Origin of the sequence: Pantoea sp. BL1 (assembly GCF_000963985.1) — a bacterium.
Classification (GTDB): domain Bacteria; phylum Pseudomonadota; class Gammaproteobacteria; order Enterobacterales; family Enterobacteriaceae; genus Pantoea; species Pantoea rwandensis_B.
The window spans coordinates 57,202-74,311 of record NZ_JZRH01000003.1 but is presented as its reverse complement, the minus strand read 5'-3'; the positions used below and the strand labels follow the sequence as shown (position 1 = coordinate 74,311).

Sequence of the window (17,110 nt, the reverse complement as noted above, 5' to 3'; positions counted from 1 at the left end):
GCTCCCATTCATCCCCTTCACGGACTACTGTGGACTGCCGGGAAGAGTGGGACCCGCAGCCTTGTGCAACTTAAATTATTTTGGCTAAACACTTTTTGAACACCTATTCTGAGGGCCGAGAAATCGGCCCTTTTTCTATTTTGGAGGCAACATGGATCTGGCATTAGTCACTGGCGGTAGCCGTGGCATAGGACGCGCAACAGCACTGATGTTGGCGCAGGCGGGCTATCGTGTTGCGGTCAATTATCGCCAGCGCATTACTGAGGCAGAGCAGGTGGTGGCAGAGATTGCAGCGCTGGGCGGCAGTGCATTCGCCATACAGGCCGATATTGCCATTGAAGCGGAAGTGGTACGCATGTTTCAGCAGCTTGATCAGCAGGCAGGCAACCTGCGCGTGCTGGTCAACAATTCCGGGATTTTGTTTACGCAGTGTCGCGTGGAAGATCTCGATGCTGAGCGTATTCAGCGCGTGTTCGCCACCAACGTTACCGGCACCTTTATCTGCTGTCGGGAAGCGGTGAAGCGCATGAGTACCGCACACGGCGGGAAGGGCGGTTCGATAATCAATGTTTCCTCAGCGGCTGCACGTCTCGGTGCGCCGGGCGAGTATGTTGATTACGCGGCGTCAAAAGGGGCGATGGACACGCTGACTAAAGGCTTATCGCTGGAAGTGGCGGCGCAGGGCATTCGCGTCAATAGCGTGCGGCCGGGCTTAATCTATACCGAGATGCACGCCGATGGGGGTGAACCTGGCAGAGTCGATCGTGTAGCCCGTTCGCTGCCGATGCAGCGCGGTGGTCAGGCTGAAGAGATCGCCGCTGCGATTATCTGGCTGGCAAGTGATTCCGCTTCTTACGTCACCGGCACCTTTATTGATGCGGCAGGTGGTCGCTAATCTTCTGATTGACTATTCGACACTGAGGCGGCGTGATCGACAGCGCTGCCATCGGCCATTTGTCACACGCCTGTCATAGAATTATTTTAGCGTACATGTGTACTCTGAAATTTTTCCCGGTTACCCTGATGTTGATAAAAAACACAGTTCTTAACCCGTTTTCCAGGACGTTAGCGTATGGCACAGAATCGAATACTTGCTCAGGGCTACTCGCTAGCCGAAGAGATCGCCAACAGTATTAGCCACGGGATCGGCTGCATTTTCGGCGTTGTTGGTTTGGTGTTGTTGTTAACACAAGCCGTTGACATGCGCGCTGATGTCACCGCCATCACCAGTTATAGCCTGTATGGTGGCAGCATGATTTTGCTGTTTCTCGCCTCAACGCTCTATCACGCCATTCCGCACCAGAAAGCGAAATATTGGCTGAAGAAATTGGACCACTGCGCAATCTATTTACTGATCGCGGGCACCTATACACCTTTCCTGTTAGTTGGGTTGAAATCTCCGCTGGCGCAAGGATTGATGGTGGTGATCTGGAGCCTGGCGCTGGCAGGTATCATCTTCAAACTGACGATTGCCCACCGCTTTAAAGCGCTGTCGCTGGTCACCTATCTCAGCATGGGCTGGCTGTCGCTGGTGGTGATTTATCAGTTGGCGACCAAGCTGTCAGCCGGAGGTGTGTGGTTGCTGGCTGCGGGCGGGATTGTCTATTCGCTGGGAGTAATCTTCTACGTCTCGCGCCGAATCCCTTATAACCACGCTATCTGGCATGGATTTGTGCTGGGCGGCAGCGTTTTACACTTCTGTGCGATCTACTTTTATGTAGCCTAAGCATGTTGCCATGTTGCCATGTTGCCATGTTGCCATGTTGCCATAAACAGCGTCATCAATTGGGTGGAATATTAGGCCATGTCGCCATAAATGACGTCATCAACCGGGTGTGATAATCGGCCTGGTCGCCATAAATAGCGCCATCAACTGGGTGGAATAAGAGGCCAGGTCGCCGTAAATGGCGTCATCAACCGGGTGTGATTTTCGGCAAAGTCGCCATAAATAGCGACTTTACGGGGGAAACATGCGGGTTTTCCAGAGGTGCGCATGAATGCGCACCAGAAAGGCAAATCAATCGACCAGTGAATACGGTAGCGGCTGAATGGTCAGCTTCCCGCCTTCATCACCTTCCACGCGCAGCACGCTGTCTGGCTCCAGATCGTTGTTCATCACCACCTGTACCCAAACGCTGCCGTCGTCCAGCTGCACACCGCTCAATACGGTGCCGGTGCGACGCCATTTGTCGCCCATCTGCAGCTCCATGGAACCGTCAGCCTGCGGTACTTTGCTGGCGCTACCCGCCAGCCAGTAGAGCGCACGCTTATTGGCCCCGCGGAATTTAGCTCGCGCCACCATCTCCTGACCGGTGTAACAGCCTTTCTTAAAGCTAATCGCATCCAGCGCCTGCAGGTTGGTTGCCTGCGGAATCAACTGCGCGCTGGTGGCGGTTTCAATCACCGGAATGCCCGCTTCAATATCCAGCGCCAGCCACTGCGTGCTGTCATTGAACTGTGCAGCACCGGCTAACTTCTCTTTCAACGTTTCTGCCTGAGCCAGCGTGGTCACCAGCAGGAAACGTTCGGCGGGGTGTTCAAACCACAACAGCGTGCTCTCACCTTGTTGTACCACCGGTGTTTCTGCATCCGGCAGGGTGGCAAACACATCAGCCAGTGCCGTGCGTGCCTGAAAACCGGCCACACCCAGCAGTACTGCATCATCATCGGCAGCGATGGTGACTTTGGCGAACACCGCATATTTCTTCAGTTCGTTAAGCTGCTGTTCACGCAGATTACGGCGAACGATGTAGGCGTAACCTTCGCCGCGGTGGAACAGACGCAGGTTGCTCCACATTTTACCTTTTGCGTCGCAATGGGCTGCCGGACGATGCTGGGTGGCGTCCATTGCTGCAACATCTAAAGTGACCTGACCTTGCAGATATGAGGTACTGTCTTTGCCCTGCACTGACACCAGCGCCCACTCGTCGAGGGAGATCAGGGTTAATGGCAGGCGTGATGCCGCAGCTGGCTGGCGTGGCGGAAGGGTGAAAATCGGCATGGGTGCGTCCTGATTAATAATAATATTGCTTCCAATGTTAAAAGAGCAGTGCTGCTTTGCAACCTGTTTACCTAATCTGGCGCACAAATCGCGTGATAACCCTGCAATGGGTAGAACTGTTGTGCGCAATATCACGCAGCATTCAGCGCTGCGCCTGCAGGCAGAGAAAAAAGCAGGTACACTGAGCGCCACTGTTTTCAGCCATGGAAAAAAGACACATGGAAATTCATGATAAAGCTCGCGTTCAGTGGGCGTGCCGTCGCGGCATGCTGGAGCTGGATGTCTCGATCATGCCGTTCTTCAAATACGAATATGACTCGCTCACTGACACCGATAAGCAGGTGTTTATCGCCCTGCTCAAGAGTGACGATCCTGACCTGTTTAACTGGTTGATGAACCACGGCGAACCCGCTGACCCAGAGTTCAAGCGCATGGTGCAACTGATTCAGCAGCGCAACCGTGAACGCGGACCGGTTCCAATGTGATGTGCAGCCGTCACGCAGCGCTCGGGCGCTTAACGTGACGCTGTATGTGCTGGTCACCGTTTGGCTGTTGAGTCTTGAGTGGCCCGAGGGCGTGGTGTGGGGCAAAGCCCCACTGCTGATTCTGATGCTGCTGGAGTGCGGGCGCAATGAACGTCGGCTCAGGCAGCGCACCGGTCGCTTAGGGCTGGATGAACAGGGTGACTGGCATTGGCGTGGAGCGCGCTGGCAATTAGCGCGGCAGGCAGATTGGTTGCCTTTCGGCGTATTGTTGACGTTGCAAAATCAGCAGGGCAAGCGCTGGCGGCTGTGGTTGATGATGGACAACCTGCCGCCCTATGCATGGCGCTCACTGCGCGCCTGCTTGTTTTCTGCGTGACAGAGATGCGCCGCGTTAAAGCAGTGCGGCCGTTTCCGTCAGAATCTGTTCGCACCACTGTTCGACACGATCTTCACTCAGCTCGAACTGATTCACGTCGTCGAGTGCCAGGCCGACAAACTGGGTGCCGTCAGCTGTGAGTGGCTTTTTGCTGGCAAACTCATAGCCTTCCAGCGGCCAGTAACCGACAAACTGCACGCCCATTGGCTGCAGCAACTCATGCAACATGCCGAGTGCATCTAAGAACCATTCTGAATATTCGGCCTGATCGCCCATACCGTACAGCGCGACAATTTTTCCCTGCAAATTCAGCGCGGACAGTTGCTGCCACACCGCTTCCCAGTCCTCCTGCAACTCACCGAAATCCCAGGTGGGAATGCCGAGGATCAGCAAATCGTACTGCTCCATCAGCGAGGGATCTTCATCTTTGAGGTTGTGCAGCGTGACTAACTCTTCACCGATAAAATCGCGAATCTTCTCCGCCGTCATCTCGGTGTAACAGGTACTTGAACCGTAAAACAGACCGATATTCATGCAATTAATGCTCTGACTGAAACTCACTTTGGCGCAATTGTACCAGAAGCAGGTGACTTTCAGGCATAATGAGCACGATTTCACACGTGTTTGGGGGGAACCGTGCAGGATAGCGATCTGATTGAACAATTTCTGGATGCGCTCTGGATTGAGCGTAACCTGGCGCAAAATACCCTTGCGTCCTACCGCCAGGATTTGCAAACGCTCACCGGCTGGTTACACCACCACGAACTCACGCTGCTGACGCTGGAAGCGCTTGACCTGCAGCAGTTTCTCGCCGAACGCGTCGAAGGCGGCTACAAGGCCACCAGTTCTGCGCGTACGCTCAGCGCGATGCGCCGTCTGTTTCAATACCTCTATCGCGAAAAGCTGCGTGGTGATGACCCCAGCGCACTGCTCTCCGCGCCCAAACTGCCGCAGCGATTGCCAAAAGACCTCAGTGAAAACCAGGTAGAACGTCTGCTGCAGGCACCGAGTATTGATGTGCCGCTTGAGCTACGTGACAAAGCGATGCTGGAACTGCTGTATGCCACCGGTTTACGTGTTTCGGAGCTGGTAGGCTTAACCCTCAGCGACATCAGTTTGCGTCAGGGGGTGGTGCGTGTGATTGGTAAAGGTAATAAAGAGCGACTTGTGCCATTAGGTGAAGAAGCGATTTACTGGCTGGAGCACTATATGGCGCACGGTCGGCCGTGGTTGTTGAATGGGCAAACACTGGATGTGATGTTCCCCAGTAACCGCGCGCAACAAATGACGCGTCAGACTTTCTGGCATCGCATCAAACACTATGCCACCCTTGCCGGTATCGACAGCGAAAAGCTATCACCACACGTGCTTCGCCACGCATTTGCCACACATTTACTGAACCACGGTGCGGATTTGCGCGTCGTACAGATGTTGCTGGGACACAGCGACCTCTCCACCACCCAAATTTATACGCATGTGGCCACTGAGCGCCTGCGTCAGTTACATCAACAGCATCATCCGCGTGCTTGAACCGCGGCAACAAGGAATTGAGATGAAAAAACAGTTAACGATGCTGGCATTGCTGGTCAGCGCCTTTGCCGGTCTGGCTCATGCCGATGACAGCGCCATTCAGCAGGCCCTGAAAAAACTCGGTTTGCAGCAGACCGAAATTCAGCCTTCACCTCTGCCAGGCATGAAAACCGTGCTGACCGAGAGCGGAGTGCTGTACGTCTCTGAAGATGGTAAACACATGATTCAGGGCCCGCTGTACGATGTCAGCGGTGCACAGCCGGTGAACGTGACTAACCAACTGCTGGACAAAAAAATGAACGCGCTGGCGCCGGAAATGATCGTCTATAAAGCGCCAAAAGAGCAGCATGTGATTACCGTGTTTACCGATATCACCTGTGGCTACTGCCACAAGCTGCATGAGCAGATAGCCGACTACAATGCGCTGGGCATCACCGTTCGTTACCTGGCATTCCCGCGTGAAGGTTTGCACGGTCAGGTGGAAAAAGCCATGCGCGCCGTTTGGTGCAGTGCCGATCGCAACAAGGCCTTTGATGCCGCGATGAAGGGCGATGTACCTCAAATGGATGCGCCAGCGACCTGTAAGATCGATCTGGATAAGCATTACCAACTCGGCATCCTGTATGGCATTCAGGGCACCCCAGCGATTCTCACCGATACCGGCGCGATGATCCCGGGCTATCAAGGTCCGCAGGAGCTCAAACAAGTTCTTGATGGTCAGAAGCGGGGCGGTTAATTCACAGTGATGCATTCTGTCGAACTGCGTCGGCGTGAAATTCAGGCTGACGCCAGCTTACCTGATACCTTACCCCCGTTACTGCGCCGTTTATACCTGCAACGCGGTGTCAAAGAGGCCGCTGAGCTAGAGCGTGGTGCAAAACATCTGCTGCCGTGGCAAACCCTGGGTGGCATCGATCAAGCGGTAGCCTTACTGCATCAGATGCTGGAAACAGGCCGTCGTATTGTGGTGGTCGGTGATTTTGATGCCGATGGCGCAACCAGCACCGCATTAACCGTTTTAGCGCTGCGCAGCATGGGCGGAAACGTCGATTATCTGGTGCCAAACCGCTTTGAGGATGGCTACGGCCTGAGTCCTGAAGTGGTCGAACAGGCACGTGCGCGCGGTGCGGAGATGATTCTCACCGTGGATAACGGCATCTCTTCCCATGCAGGCGTAGAAACCGCCCATCAGCACGGTATTCCCGTGCTGATCACCGATCACCACTTGCCTGGCGAAACGTTGCCAGCAGCGGAAGCGATCGTTAACCCGAATCTCAATGACAGCGCATTCCCTTCGCGTTCGTTAGCGGGTGTGGGCGTGGCGTTTTATCTGATGCTGGCGCTGCGTGCGCACCTGCGTCTGCAGAACTGGTTTAGTGATGGCCGAAACGAACCTAATCTGGCGGAGTGGCTGGATCTGGTCGCGCTAGGTACGGTGGCTGACGTGGTGCCGCTGGATGCCAATAACCGCATTTTGGTGTGGCAGGGCTTGAGCCGCATCCGCGCCGGAAAATGCCGGGCGGGTATCCGCGCGCTGCTGGAGATCGCCAACCGCGATGCGCGTCAACTGGCGGCCAGCGACCTCGGTTTTGCCGTCGGGCCTCGCCTCAATGCAGCCGGTCGACTGGATGATATGTCGGTCGGCGTGGCTCTGCTGCTCACCGAAGACATTGCGCAGGCGCGCATGCTTGCCAACGAGCTTGATGCGCTGAACCAGACGCGCAAAGAGATTGAGCAGGGCATGAAGAGCGAAGCGCTGGCGCTGTGCGATGAGCTGGAACGCCAGCACACCGATCTGCCGCTGGGGCTGGCCTTCTATCATCCCGAATGGCATCAGGGCGTGGTCGGCATTCTGGCATCACGGTTGAAAGAGCGTTTCCATCGTCCGGTCATCGCCTTCGCACCAGCCGGCGATGGCACGCTAAAAGGCTCGGGTCGTTCGATTGCTGGCTTGCATTTACGTGATGCGCTAGAGCGTCTCGATACGCTCTATCCCGGCATGATGATGAAGTTTGGGGGCCACGCGATGGCGGCGGGCCTGTCGCTGGAAACCGAAAAATACGAACTGTTCCGCGAGCGCTTTGCTGCGCTGATCGACGAATGGCTGGATGGCGAAGCGCTGCAGGGCGTGATCTGGTCTGATGGCGAACTGCACGCACAGGAGTTCACGCTACACACCGCCGAAATGCTGCGTGAAGCCGGTCCGTGGGGCCAGACGTTCCCGGAACCGGTGTTTGATGGCCAGTTCAAACTGCTGCAACAAAAGCTGGTGGGCGAGCGTCACCTGAAGGTCATGATTGAGCCACTGGGCGGCGGACCGCTACTGGATGGTATCGCGTTTAACGTTGATACTACCTTGTGGCCGGATACCAGCGTGCGCCAGGTGAAGCTGGCCTACAAACTCGATATCAACGAATACCGTGGCAACCGCTCGGTTCAACTGATTATCGACCATATCTGGCCGGTATAACCGCGTCATTCATTCGGGTGCGTGTAAAAGCGCACCCGGTAACCTGCTGCGAGTGACCCTGGCTCGCCATTGTTGGTCACCGAATCCCTTTCGGCGCATAAAAACCTATTCTGTTGCGCTATCTCGCATACCTGCAATGCTACAAAGTACGCGCAGTTTCGGGTAAACTAGCGCGTTACTTTTTATCTCCTTTCACCGAATCGTCAAAAAAGACTGAAAAGCCATGTTTGAAATTAATCCGGTCAAAAATCGTATTCAAGACCTCACTGAGCGCAGCGACGTTCTTAGGGGGTATCTTTGACTATGATGCCAAGAAAGAACGCCTCGAAGAAGTAAACGCCGAGCTGGAACAGCCTGACGTCTGGAACGAACCTGAACGCGCGCAGGCGCTGGGTAAAGAACGCGCTTCGCTGGAAGCGGTAGTAGAAACCTTAGATCACATGCGTCAGGGCCTGGAAGATGTGCAGGGCTTGCTGGATCTGGCGGTGGAAGCCGATGACGAAGAGACCTTCAACGAAGCCGTTATCGAACTGGATGGTTTAGAAGCCAAGCTGGGCGAACTCGAATTCCGCCGCATGTTCTCAGGCGAGTATGACAGCGCCGACTGCTACATGGATATTCAGGCCGGTTCTGGCGGCACCGAAGCGCAAGACTGGGCCAGCATGCTGCTGCGCATGTATCTGCGCTGGGCGGAAGCCAAAGGGTATAAAACCGAAATTATCGAAGAGTCAGACGGTGAAGTGGCCGGGACCAAATCCGCCACCATTAAAATCATCGGTGACTACGCGTTTGGCTGGCTGCGTACCGAAACCGGCGTCCATCGCCTGGTGCGTAAGAGTCCATTTGACTCCGGCGGCCGTCGTCATACCTCCTTCAGTTCGGTGTTTATCTACCCGGAAGTGGATGACAACATCGATATCGACATCAATCCGGCCGATCTGCGTATCGACGTTTACCGTGCCTCGGGTGCGGGTGGTCAGCACGTTAACAAAACCGAGTCTGCGGTGCGTATTACCCACTTGCCGACCAACATTGTGGTGCAGTGCCAGAATGACCGTTCACAGCACAAGAACAAAGATCAGGCTTTCAAGCAGTTGCGTGCGAAGCTGTACGAATATGAGATGCAGAAGAAAAACGCTGACAAGCAGGCTGCGGAAGACAACAAATCCGATATCGGCTGGGGCAGTCAGATTCGCTCATACGTACTCGACGATTCGCGTATCAAAGATCTGCGCACCGGCGTAGAGACGCGCAACACCCAGGCGGTGCTGGATGGCGACATCGACCGCTTCATTGAAGCAAGTTTAAAAGCAGGGTTATAAGGAACCGACATGTCTGAACAACAACCGCAGAGCGCTGATGCCGCCCTTGAGTTAAACAACGAACTGAAAGCGCGTCGCGAAAAACTCAGCGCGCTGCGTGAAAAGGGCATCGCGTTTCCTAACGATTTCCGCCGCGATACCACGTCAGATCTGCTGCACGCCAGCTATGACGCGAAAGAGAACGAAGAGCTGGAAGCGCTCGGCGTTGAAGTGAGCGTGGCCGGCCGTATGATGACCCGCCGCATCATGGGTAAAGCCTCTTTTGCTACGCTGCAGGACGTTGGCGGCCAGATTCAGATCTACGTTTCACGTGACGATCTGCCAGAAGGCGTCTACAACGAGCAGTTCAAAAAGTGGGATCTGGGCGATATCCTTGGCGCGCGTGGTAAGTTGTTCAAGACCAAAACCGGTGAGCTGTCGATCCACATCACTGAACTGCGTCTGTTGACCAAAGCGCTGCGTCCGCTGCCGGATAAATTCCACGGCCTGGCCGACCAGGAAACCCGTTATCGTCAGCGTTATCTCGATCTGATCTCTAACGACGAATCACGTAACACCTTTAAAGTACGCTCAAAAATCATGGCCGGCATCCGTCAGTTCATGGTGAATCGCGACTTTATGGAAGTGGAAACGCCGATGATGCAGGTGATCCCTGGCGGCGCGTCAGCCCGTCCGTTCATCACCCATCACAATGCGCTCGACATCGATATGTACCTGCGTATTGCACCGGAGCTGTATCTGAAGCGTCTGGTCGTCGGCGGCTTCGATCGCGTGTTCGAGATCAACCGTAACTTCCGTAACGAAGGTATTTCGCCACGTCATAACCCAGAGTTCACCATGATGGAACTCTATATGGCGTATGCGGATTACAAAGATCTCATCGAACTGACTGAAAGCCTGTTCCGCACCCTGGCGCAGGACGTGCTGGGCACCACTGAAGTGCCTTACGGTGACCACAGCTTCGATTTCGGCAAGCCATTTGAGAAGCTCACCATGCGTGAAGCGATCAAGAAATACCGTCCGGAAACCGACCTGAACGATCTGGAAGACTTTGATAAAGCTGTCGCGATTGCCAAATCGCTGCACATCAAAGTGGAAAAGAGCTGGGGTCTGGGCCGCGTGGTGACCGAGATCTTCGAGGAAACTGCAGAAGCACATCTGATTCAGCCAACCTTCATCACCGAATACCCGGCTGAAGTGTCACCACTGGCACGTCGTAACGACGAGAACCCGGAAATCACTGACCGCTTTGAGTTCTTCATCGGCGGCCGTGAAATCGGTAACGGCTTCTCCGAGTTGAACGATGCAGAAGATCAGGCTGAGCGTTTCCTGCAGCAGGTGAATGCAAAAGACGCGGGCGATGACGAAGCGATGTTCTACGACGAAGACTACGTCACCGCACTGGAGCACGGCCTGCCGCCAACTGCAGGTCTGGGCATCGGTATCGACCGTATGGTAATGCTGTTCACCAACAGCCACACCATCCGTGATGTGATCCTGTTCCCTGCGCTGCGTCCAAGCAGTAAATAAGGCAAAACCTGCGCACTTTGCAGTGAGTTTGTAAAGGCCGCCATTTATGGCGGCCTTTTTTATTCGGCGATTTTTTCATTTCCCTTTCCAAATAAAATTCCTGATGACAACCCGGCACGCTCTGTGCAGGATAGTTTTTTTATTTTCAGGGAATCACCATGAGTGCAAAAGCGGCAACGTTAGAGGGCCGGATACAACAGCACTGGGATCAACTCTCCAGCCATGAGCAGCGGCTGGCCGACGTGCTGCTGGCGGCACCTGGCCAGCTGGCGATGAACACCGCGACCGAACTGGCACAGAGTGCCGGCGTTTCCAAAGCCACCACCACGCGTTTTTTCCGTCATCTCGGTTACGAAAGCTATGAAGCCGCCCGCCGTCAGGCGCGTGATATGCAGAGCAGCGGCTCACCGCTCTATCTGCAAGCCGTGCCGACCGCATCACCGCTCGCCAGCATCATGCAGCAGCACCTGGAAAAAGAGATCGCCAACCTGGTCAACAGCTATCGCACGCTGGACAGTGAACAGCTGCAACAGGCGGTGAGCGCCATTGCGCAGTCACGCCGCGTGGTGGTGATGGGCTGGCGTCACAGTCAGACCATTGCACAGCTGATTTACCGCGATCTGGTGCATATCCATCCCGATGTGCGCCTGTTGCCGCGTCCCGGCGATTCGCTGGCGGAGCATCTCGCCGCCCTGAATCAGCAGGATGTGGTGATCTGTGTTGGCCTGCGTCGGCGTATGCCTGCGCTGGAAGCGGCAATGAACGCGCTGGCAGAACGCGCCGTGCCGATGCTGTATATCGCCGACGTGCTATCCGGTAAACCGGCGCGCCATGCGCAATGGGTAGTGCGCTGCCACACCGACAGTAGCCTGATGTTCGACAGCACCGCCGCGCTCTCGGGTGTCTGCAATCTGCTCTGTTCACTGGTGGCCCGACAAATGGGCAAAACCAGTAACGATTACCTCGCGCAGGTTGAAGCGTTGCACCAGTCCCTCGACGAACTCGAATAATGCCCCGTTCTGGCGCGCCATGCGCCAGTATTTGCACTAAAAAGGTGCAATCATCCCCCCGTATTATCAGTCCACTTTTACCTTCATGAAACCTAAGAAATTTAATTTTTAATTAAAGAAACATATGTTTCTCACTGATTTTATTCAGTAATACCCCTTGTACCTCAAAGGTGTTACCTGGAGGGTGAAAAAGCTGGCACAAAATATGCTCAGTAGAAAAAGACATTTCACCAACACCAGGGAAACACCACAATGAAAAAAACAGCACTGCTGATCGCCGCACTTCTCTCCGTTGGCACCATGGCGCAGGCGCAAGCCGACACCCTGAGTGACATCAAAAGCAGCGGCAAAATCACCGTTGGCATCGATCCAACCTTTCCTCCATACGAATACACCAATGATTCAGGTGAGATCACCGGCTACAGCGTGGCGATCATGCAATCCTTCGCCAAAGATCTCGGTGTGAAACTGGAGTTTCAGAAAACCGCCTTCAGCGGCATTTTGCCGGGCCTGATTTCTGGCTCGTTCAATGCCGAAGGCTCTTCCCTTAACATCACCGCTGAGCGTGCGAAAAAAGTGCTGTTCACCGTGCCTTACAGCAAAACCGTCAACGGCGTGCTGGTGCGCGAAAGTGAAGCCAGCACCTTCAGCGGCAAAACCCTCAGCCCGGAAAGCCTGTCCGGACTGCGTGGTGCAGTGAAAACCGCCAGCGTGCCCGAGCAGTTGCTGAAAGGCTTTAACGAGCAGCTGAAAAAAGAGGGTAAAAAACCCATCACCATCATCAACGTGGATTCGCTGGATCAGACCGTCAGCACCCTGATGACCAAACGCGCGGACTTCGTCTACGACGACATCTCAGTGCTGGCGCCAGTGGCGAAAAAATACGCCGGTAAAGTGGCGCAGGTCGGCGAAGTCGGTCCTTCACAGTGGATGGGTTGGGCAACACGTAAAGAAGACGGCAGCCTGAACAAAGCCATCAGCGACCATATTCTGGCGATGCAGAAGGATGGCGAGCTGACCAAACTGCAGCAGCAGTATCTCGGCACCACCTTTACCGTGCCCGCCAGCGATTTCATTCCTCAGGAGTAATTATGTGCCAGTGCAATCTGACTGTGCCTGCGGGCCATGGCAAAACCTTCCGCGTGCGTAAGGGCCAGTTTATTACCGTGATTGACAGTGAAGGGCAGCAGGCGGCGGATTTCGTCGCCGTCAACGCCGATGATTTAAATGAAAAGCTGTCGCCGGTGCATACCCGCCAGCACTTGCGTTCGTTGTTCTTCAAACCCGGCGACGCGCTGTGGTCGAGTGAAAACCGCCCGATGCTGCGTATCCTGGCGGACAGCATCGGCATCCACGATGCCAACGTGCCAGCGTGCGATCGCACACGTTTCAGCGTCGATTTCGGTGTCGAAGGCCACCGCAACTGCGTCGATAACCTGCTGGAAGGGATGAAGGCCTTTGGCGTGACGTATTTCTCGTTACCTGAGCCGTTCAACCTGTTCCAGAACGGCCCGGTGACCGCCGATGGCCGGATGGAAGTCACCGATCCCAACAGCAAGGCAGGCGACAGCATTACTTTTGAAGCGCTGTGCGATCTGATTTGTTCGGTGTCGTCCTGCCCGCAGGACATCATTCCCGGCAACGGTTTGCAGGTCACGCCGATTGATATCGTGGTGAGTGACGAATTTCACGCAGAGGAGATGAATCATGCTGTTAATGCGTGAAAGTTATGAAGAGACCGCTGAGCGCACGCTGGCACAAGCGGTCACGGTTGAACCGGGCAGCGTTGGCTCGATTAAAGTGCTGCGCGGCCAGTTGCTGCGCATCACGGCCCAGGGCGACGGCGCGGTGGCCTCTCTGTTTGGCTTCAGCCTTGCCGATCCGGCGGTGTGGTTGTCCGTGCATCACACTCGCGTGTTCAGCAACAGCTATCTGCTCGGCTCGGGCATGCGTCTGGTCAACAACCGCCGCCGCCCAATGATGGTATTAGGCAAAGACAGCGTGAAGCGCCATGACCTGCTGCTGCCAGCCTCCACCCGCACATTCCTGGCGGAAAAGGGTTATCAGGGCGAAGGTTGCCTGGAAGCGGTGAGCGGCGAGCTGGCGCGATTGGGCATGGTGGTGCCGAAGCTACCAGACCCGATTAACCTGTTTATGCACGTCAAATTGACACGTGCGGGCGACATCCTGCCAGAGCCGAACCTGACCAAAGCCGGCGACAGCATTACCTGCCGCGTGGTGATGGACACCCAGTTCATCGTCTCGGCCTGCAACACCGGCATTGAGGGCAACGATCAACCCGCACCGCTGCTGCTGTCTGTAGCGGAAAATCTGCACGACTTTAACGCGGAGTAACGCATGGGGCTGGATCAACAGGTAGTGGCCGCGCTGCCAGAACTCGGACATGGCCTGCTGATGACGCTGCTACTGACCGTGCTGGCGTCGTTGGTTAGCGTGGTGATGGGGCAGCTTGGTTGCTTCCTGCAACTGCGTCGCGCCTGGATCTGGCGCGCCATCGGTCGACTGTACGTCAGCCTGATGCGCGGTACACCGGCCATCGTGCAACTGTTCGTGGTGTTTTTCACCCTGCCGCGTTTGGGGCTCGGCGGTCAGCCGATGCTGGCCGCCGTGATCGCCATCGGTCTCAACAGCGGCGCCTACGTGGCGGAGATTTTGCGCGTGAACCGTTCGCTGGTCACGCGTGGGCAACTCGAAGCGGCGCGGACCTTAGGTCTGAGCCGTTTCCTGACCTGGTGGTATGTGATTAATCCGCAGGTCATGCGCGCCAGTCTGCCGATGCTGGTCAACGAGTTCACCATTCTGCTGAAAACCACGCCGCTGGCATCGGTGGTGGCACTGACCGAGTTGACCTATGCCGGACAAATTGTGATTGCGCGCACTTATGAAGCCACTCAGGTGCTGTTGTTAGTGGCGGCGGGATATCTGTTGATTGCCATGCCGTTGATTGCCGCCGCACGACGTCTGGAAGCCAAACGGAGGATCGCCTGATGGATTGGCAAGCTATTTTGACCTCCTTGCCTTCACTCGGTGACGGCATGATCGCCACGTTGAAGTTGTGCCTCATCGCCGCCTTTTGTTCTTTGGTATGGGGCGGGCTGATGGCGTTACTGCTGATGCGCGCTTCGCCGTTCTGGTTGCGCTTGCTCAACCTCTACAGCGGACTAACACTCGCACTGCCGCTGCTGGTGGTGATCTATCTGCTCTATTTTGTGCTGCCGGAGTACGACATCACGTTGTCATCGCCGGTAGTGGGCGTACTGGCGCTGACGCTCTATTACGCGCCCTACATCGCGCAGGTTATTCGCTCGGCCATCGAGGCGTTGCCGAAAGGGCAATGGGAAGCGTGTCGCGTGCTGGGCCTGAGCCGCAGCGAGCAGTTACGCGATGTGGTGCTGCCGCAAACCCTGCCGCAGATGTTGTCGCCGCTGGTTGGGCTGATGATTGGGTTGATTAAAGACTCTGCGCTGCTGTCGATTGTCTCGGTGCAGGAGTTTATGTACGCCGCTAAACAGGCGATTTCGGATACCTACGCGCCGCTGGAGATCTATCTCACCGTGGCGCTTTGTTACTGGCTGCTCAACAGTCTGATCGACTGGCTGGCACGCGGCCTTGAATCTCGCATGACGCGCTATCGTCGCGGCATGCAGCATTAACCAGGAGAACACTATGTCGGCTGAATATCAGCATCGTGAAGCGATAACCATTCCCGCGCGCTACGGCAAAGCGGTGCGTTTGAAGAAAGGGGAAGCGGTGCAGGTGATCAATCTGCACGGTACGCAAGTGGTGGATTGCTGGGCGTACAACGCCGAAGACGTCACTGAATATATGTGTATGGAAGCGACGCGTGTGTGGAACCAGCGTCTCAATCCCAAAGTCGGTGACAGCTTTATCACCAGCCAGCGCCACCCGATTTTAACGCTGGTGGCGGATACCTCACCGGGCGTGCATGACTCCTTCATGGCCGCCTGCGATGCGCGTCGTTATGAGTTGTTGGGCTGCACCGAGTATCACCGCAACTGCCACGATAATCTGTTTGAAGGCATGCGTGAGTTAGGTGTCGAGCTGCCGCACGGCAATCTGGCGTCATTGAACATTTTTATGAATATTCAGGTGCAGCCGGACGGTATTACCCTGAAAACATTGCCGGTGGTGACCAAGCCGGGTGATTACATTGTGCTGCGCGCTGAGATGGATTGCTTCGTGGCATTCTCGGCCTGCCCGCAGGATATCGTCAGCATTCAGGGGCAGGGTGATAACACCCCGCGCGATGCCGAACTGCGTATTCTGACCGCCGGTTTCCCGCAGGTGCAGTTAAAAGGGGCCTGGGTGCCGGCGTAAGCGCCTTTTTCTTTCCCCTCTTCCATTAGAAGAGGGAAGTGATCCCGTTGAGGGATTGGCATTTCAGTGAAAGATGGCGGATTCAGACGCATCAGTGGGGCCGAGACTCTCGGATGCTTTACGACTTAATCACCTGATTCAGCCACACCTGGAAACGTGCGTACGGCACATACAGCGCCACATCCTTATACAAGGTCTTGCCGCTTTTGTTGTCATCAATCGCACTGCTGTAACCGACAATCACTCCCGCCAGCGTATCGTCGCTGGCGTTGTACACCGCACCGCCTGACATGCCTTTCACTACACCGGCATTTGCGGCCACCACCACACAACTCGGTTTATTCCAGTCATTGGCCAGTGTGGTGTTGATTAAATTCTTGCCGCTTGAGGCCACCGGCATCGCCGAGATAAAGCTGTAACCGTATAGATTGATGTTGTCGCCAATATGGCTGTTGCGGAACGGTGGTGGGAGGTTAGGTTCGCTGTTCTTGTGATACACCACAGCGATATCGCACTCAGGATGCCAGGCTTTCACCCGATACATCGAGTATTTCGCCACGTGTGCGGCCGTCAAACTGTATTCAGGTGTCAGTGGAATGGTGGTGCCCAGCGCGCCAATACCCAGCACGGTAGGAATGCCAGTCACGGTCATATCGACGCGTTTTGCGGCTTCTTTGCTGTACTCGTAGTGACCCACGGAGCAGCCACTCAGGCAACCCACTGTCAGTGCGATCAGCCATCGCATAGGTGTTCCCCCTGCATTTTTTGACACCGCATCACCGCGTAACTGGTTGAGGTATCGGCAATGCGCGCGCATCCTTTACTGATTGATTTCTCGCCGAAAGCTGAATTGCTGTGACAACGATCACAGCTGAATCAAGCGTAGCGTGAAAAGTGCCATCTGTCTCAGTGGTCAGCTGCAGTCACTTTCCCGCGCAGGGATTATTGCGTTGCAAGCAAAAATGCCTTGCAGCACAGAGGCTGGTTGAGCTGCCAAGCCTGTGCTTTAATCAGAATGTGACGCAGT

At 55.4% G+C, this 17,110-nt stretch carries 19 protein-coding genes; 16 read left to right on the top strand and 3 right to left on the bottom strand.

Translation table 11 applies throughout. The features are described 5' to 3' along the window. The first annotated feature begins 151 nt into the window (after positions 1-151). Positions 152-895, top strand: coding sequence for an SDR family oxidoreductase (locus VH86_RS01900; RefSeq protein ID WP_045831704.1), 744 nt, complete (start codon positions 152-154; stop codon positions 893-895). Between the two features lie 177 nt (positions 896-1,072). Further along, positions 1,073-1,726, top strand: a complete 654-nt coding sequence (locus tag VH86_RS01895; protein WP_045831703.1) for a hemolysin III family protein — start codon at positions 1,073-1,075, stop codon at positions 1,724-1,726. Between the two features lie 291 nt (positions 1,727-2,017). Here VH86_RS01895 and ygfZ read toward each other — a convergent pair whose 3' ends face one another. Then, entirely contained in the window at positions 2,018-3,001 is a 984-nt protein-coding gene (ygfZ, locus tag VH86_RS01890; RefSeq protein WP_038645009.1) for a tRNA-modifying protein YgfZ, read from the bottom strand. A 218-nt stretch (positions 3,002-3,219) separates the two neighbouring features. Between ygfZ and sdhE the strand changes: the two genes are divergently transcribed. Together sdhE and VH86_RS01880 are read left to right on the top strand one after the other, a co-directional pair. Then, positions 3,220-3,486 carry an FAD assembly factor SdhE gene (gene sdhE, locus VH86_RS01885; protein ID WP_038645011.1) on the top strand — a complete coding sequence of 89 codons (267 nt, stop codon included), beginning with the start codon at positions 3,220-3,222 and terminating at the stop codon, positions 3,484-3,486. Next, the gene (locus VH86_RS01880; RefSeq protein WP_045831702.1) at positions 3,461-3,862 is read left to right on the top strand and encodes a protein YgfX; all 402 of its coding nucleotides are present in this window, start codon (positions 3,461-3,463) and stop codon (positions 3,860-3,862) included. Before sdhE ends, VH86_RS01880 begins: the two co-directional genes overlap by 26 nt. A 15-nt stretch (positions 3,863-3,877) precedes the next feature. Here the strand turns inward: VH86_RS01880 and fldB are convergent, their stop codons facing one another. Continuing rightward, positions 3,878-4,396: a flavodoxin FldB gene (gene fldB / locus VH86_RS01875; protein ID WP_038645015.1), complete on the bottom strand. Its 519-nt coding sequence runs from the start codon at positions 4,394-4,396 to the stop codon at positions 3,878-3,880. 102 nt (positions 4,397-4,498) lie between these two features. Here fldB and xerD point away from each other — a divergent pair, with 102 nt between their 5' ends. From xerD to VH86_RS01815, 12 genes are all read left to right on the top strand, one after another. Beyond that, on the top strand, positions 4,499-5,392 hold the full coding sequence (gene xerD, locus VH86_RS01870) for a site-specific tyrosine recombinase XerD (RefSeq protein ID WP_045831701.1): 894 nt from the start codon (positions 4,499-4,501) through the stop codon (positions 5,390-5,392). 22 nt (positions 5,393-5,414) lie between these two features. Continuing rightward, positions 5,415-6,128, top strand: coding sequence for a bifunctional protein-disulfide isomerase/oxidoreductase DsbC (gene dsbC, locus VH86_RS01865; protein WP_045814659.1), 714 nt, complete (start codon positions 5,415-5,417; stop codon positions 6,126-6,128). Between the two features lie 9 nt (positions 6,129-6,137). After that, positions 6,138-7,862 carry a single-stranded-DNA-specific exonuclease RecJ gene (gene recJ, locus VH86_RS01860; RefSeq protein WP_045831700.1) on the top strand — a complete coding sequence of 575 codons (1,725 nt, stop codon included), beginning with the start codon at positions 6,138-6,140 and terminating at the stop codon, positions 7,860-7,862. Positions 7,863-8,085: 223 nt separating this feature from the next. Next, a protein-coding gene (gene prfB / locus VH86_RS01855) for a peptide chain release factor 2 (RefSeq protein ID WP_097118019.1) occupies positions 8,086-9,184 on the top strand; the annotation gives its coding sequence in 2 pieces (ribosomal slippage) (positions 8,086-8,160 and positions 8,162-9,184; 1,098 coding nt in all). 9 nt (positions 9,185-9,193) lie between these two features. Then, entirely contained in the window at positions 9,194-10,714 is a 1,521-nt protein-coding gene (lysS, locus tag VH86_RS01850; protein ID WP_045831699.1) for a lysine--tRNA ligase, read from the top strand. Between the two features lie 158 nt (positions 10,715-10,872). Further along, complete coding sequence (locus tag VH86_RS01845; protein WP_038645024.1) at positions 10,873-11,724, top strand: MurR/RpiR family transcriptional regulator; 852 nt, start codon at positions 10,873-10,875, stop codon at positions 11,722-11,724. A 252-nt stretch (positions 11,725-11,976) separates the two neighbouring features. After that, positions 11,977-12,813 carry a transporter substrate-binding domain-containing protein gene (locus VH86_RS01840; protein ID WP_038645026.1) on the top strand — a complete coding sequence of 279 codons (837 nt, stop codon included), beginning with the start codon at positions 11,977-11,979 and terminating at the stop codon, positions 12,811-12,813. Between the two features lie 2 nt (positions 12,814-12,815). Then, on the top strand, positions 12,816-13,448 hold the full coding sequence (locus VH86_RS01835; RefSeq protein ID WP_038645028.1) for a DUF1989 domain-containing protein: 633 nt from the start codon (positions 12,816-12,818) through the stop codon (positions 13,446-13,448). After that, a complete protein-coding gene (locus tag VH86_RS01830; RefSeq protein WP_045831698.1) occupies positions 13,432-14,079 on the top strand; it encodes an urea carboxylase-associated family protein in 648 nt (215 codons plus the stop codon). Before VH86_RS01835 ends, VH86_RS01830 begins: the two co-directional genes overlap by 17 nt. 3 nt (positions 14,080-14,082) lie before the next feature. After that, complete coding sequence (locus tag VH86_RS01825) at positions 14,083-14,733, top strand: amino acid ABC transporter permease (RefSeq protein ID WP_038645032.1); 651 nt, start codon at positions 14,083-14,085, stop codon at positions 14,731-14,733. Further along, positions 14,733-15,398: an amino acid ABC transporter permease gene (locus tag VH86_RS01820; RefSeq protein ID WP_038645034.1), complete on the top strand. Its 666-nt coding sequence runs from the start codon at positions 14,733-14,735 to the stop codon at positions 15,396-15,398. The genes VH86_RS01825 and VH86_RS01820 overlap by 1 nt, the downstream gene beginning before the upstream one ends. A gap of 13 nt (positions 15,399-15,411) precedes the next feature. Then, positions 15,412-16,083 (top strand): DUF1989 domain-containing protein, encoded by a 672-nt coding sequence (locus VH86_RS01815; RefSeq protein ID WP_038645037.1) that lies wholly within the window; start codon positions 15,412-15,414, stop codon positions 16,081-16,083. Between the two features lie 118 nt (positions 16,084-16,201). Here VH86_RS01815 and VH86_RS01810 read toward each other — a convergent pair whose 3' ends face one another. Further along, complete coding sequence (locus VH86_RS01810; protein ID WP_045831697.1) at positions 16,202-16,828, bottom strand: hypothetical protein; 627 nt, start codon at positions 16,826-16,828, stop codon at positions 16,202-16,204. Positions 16,829-17,110 lie beyond the last annotated feature (282 nt).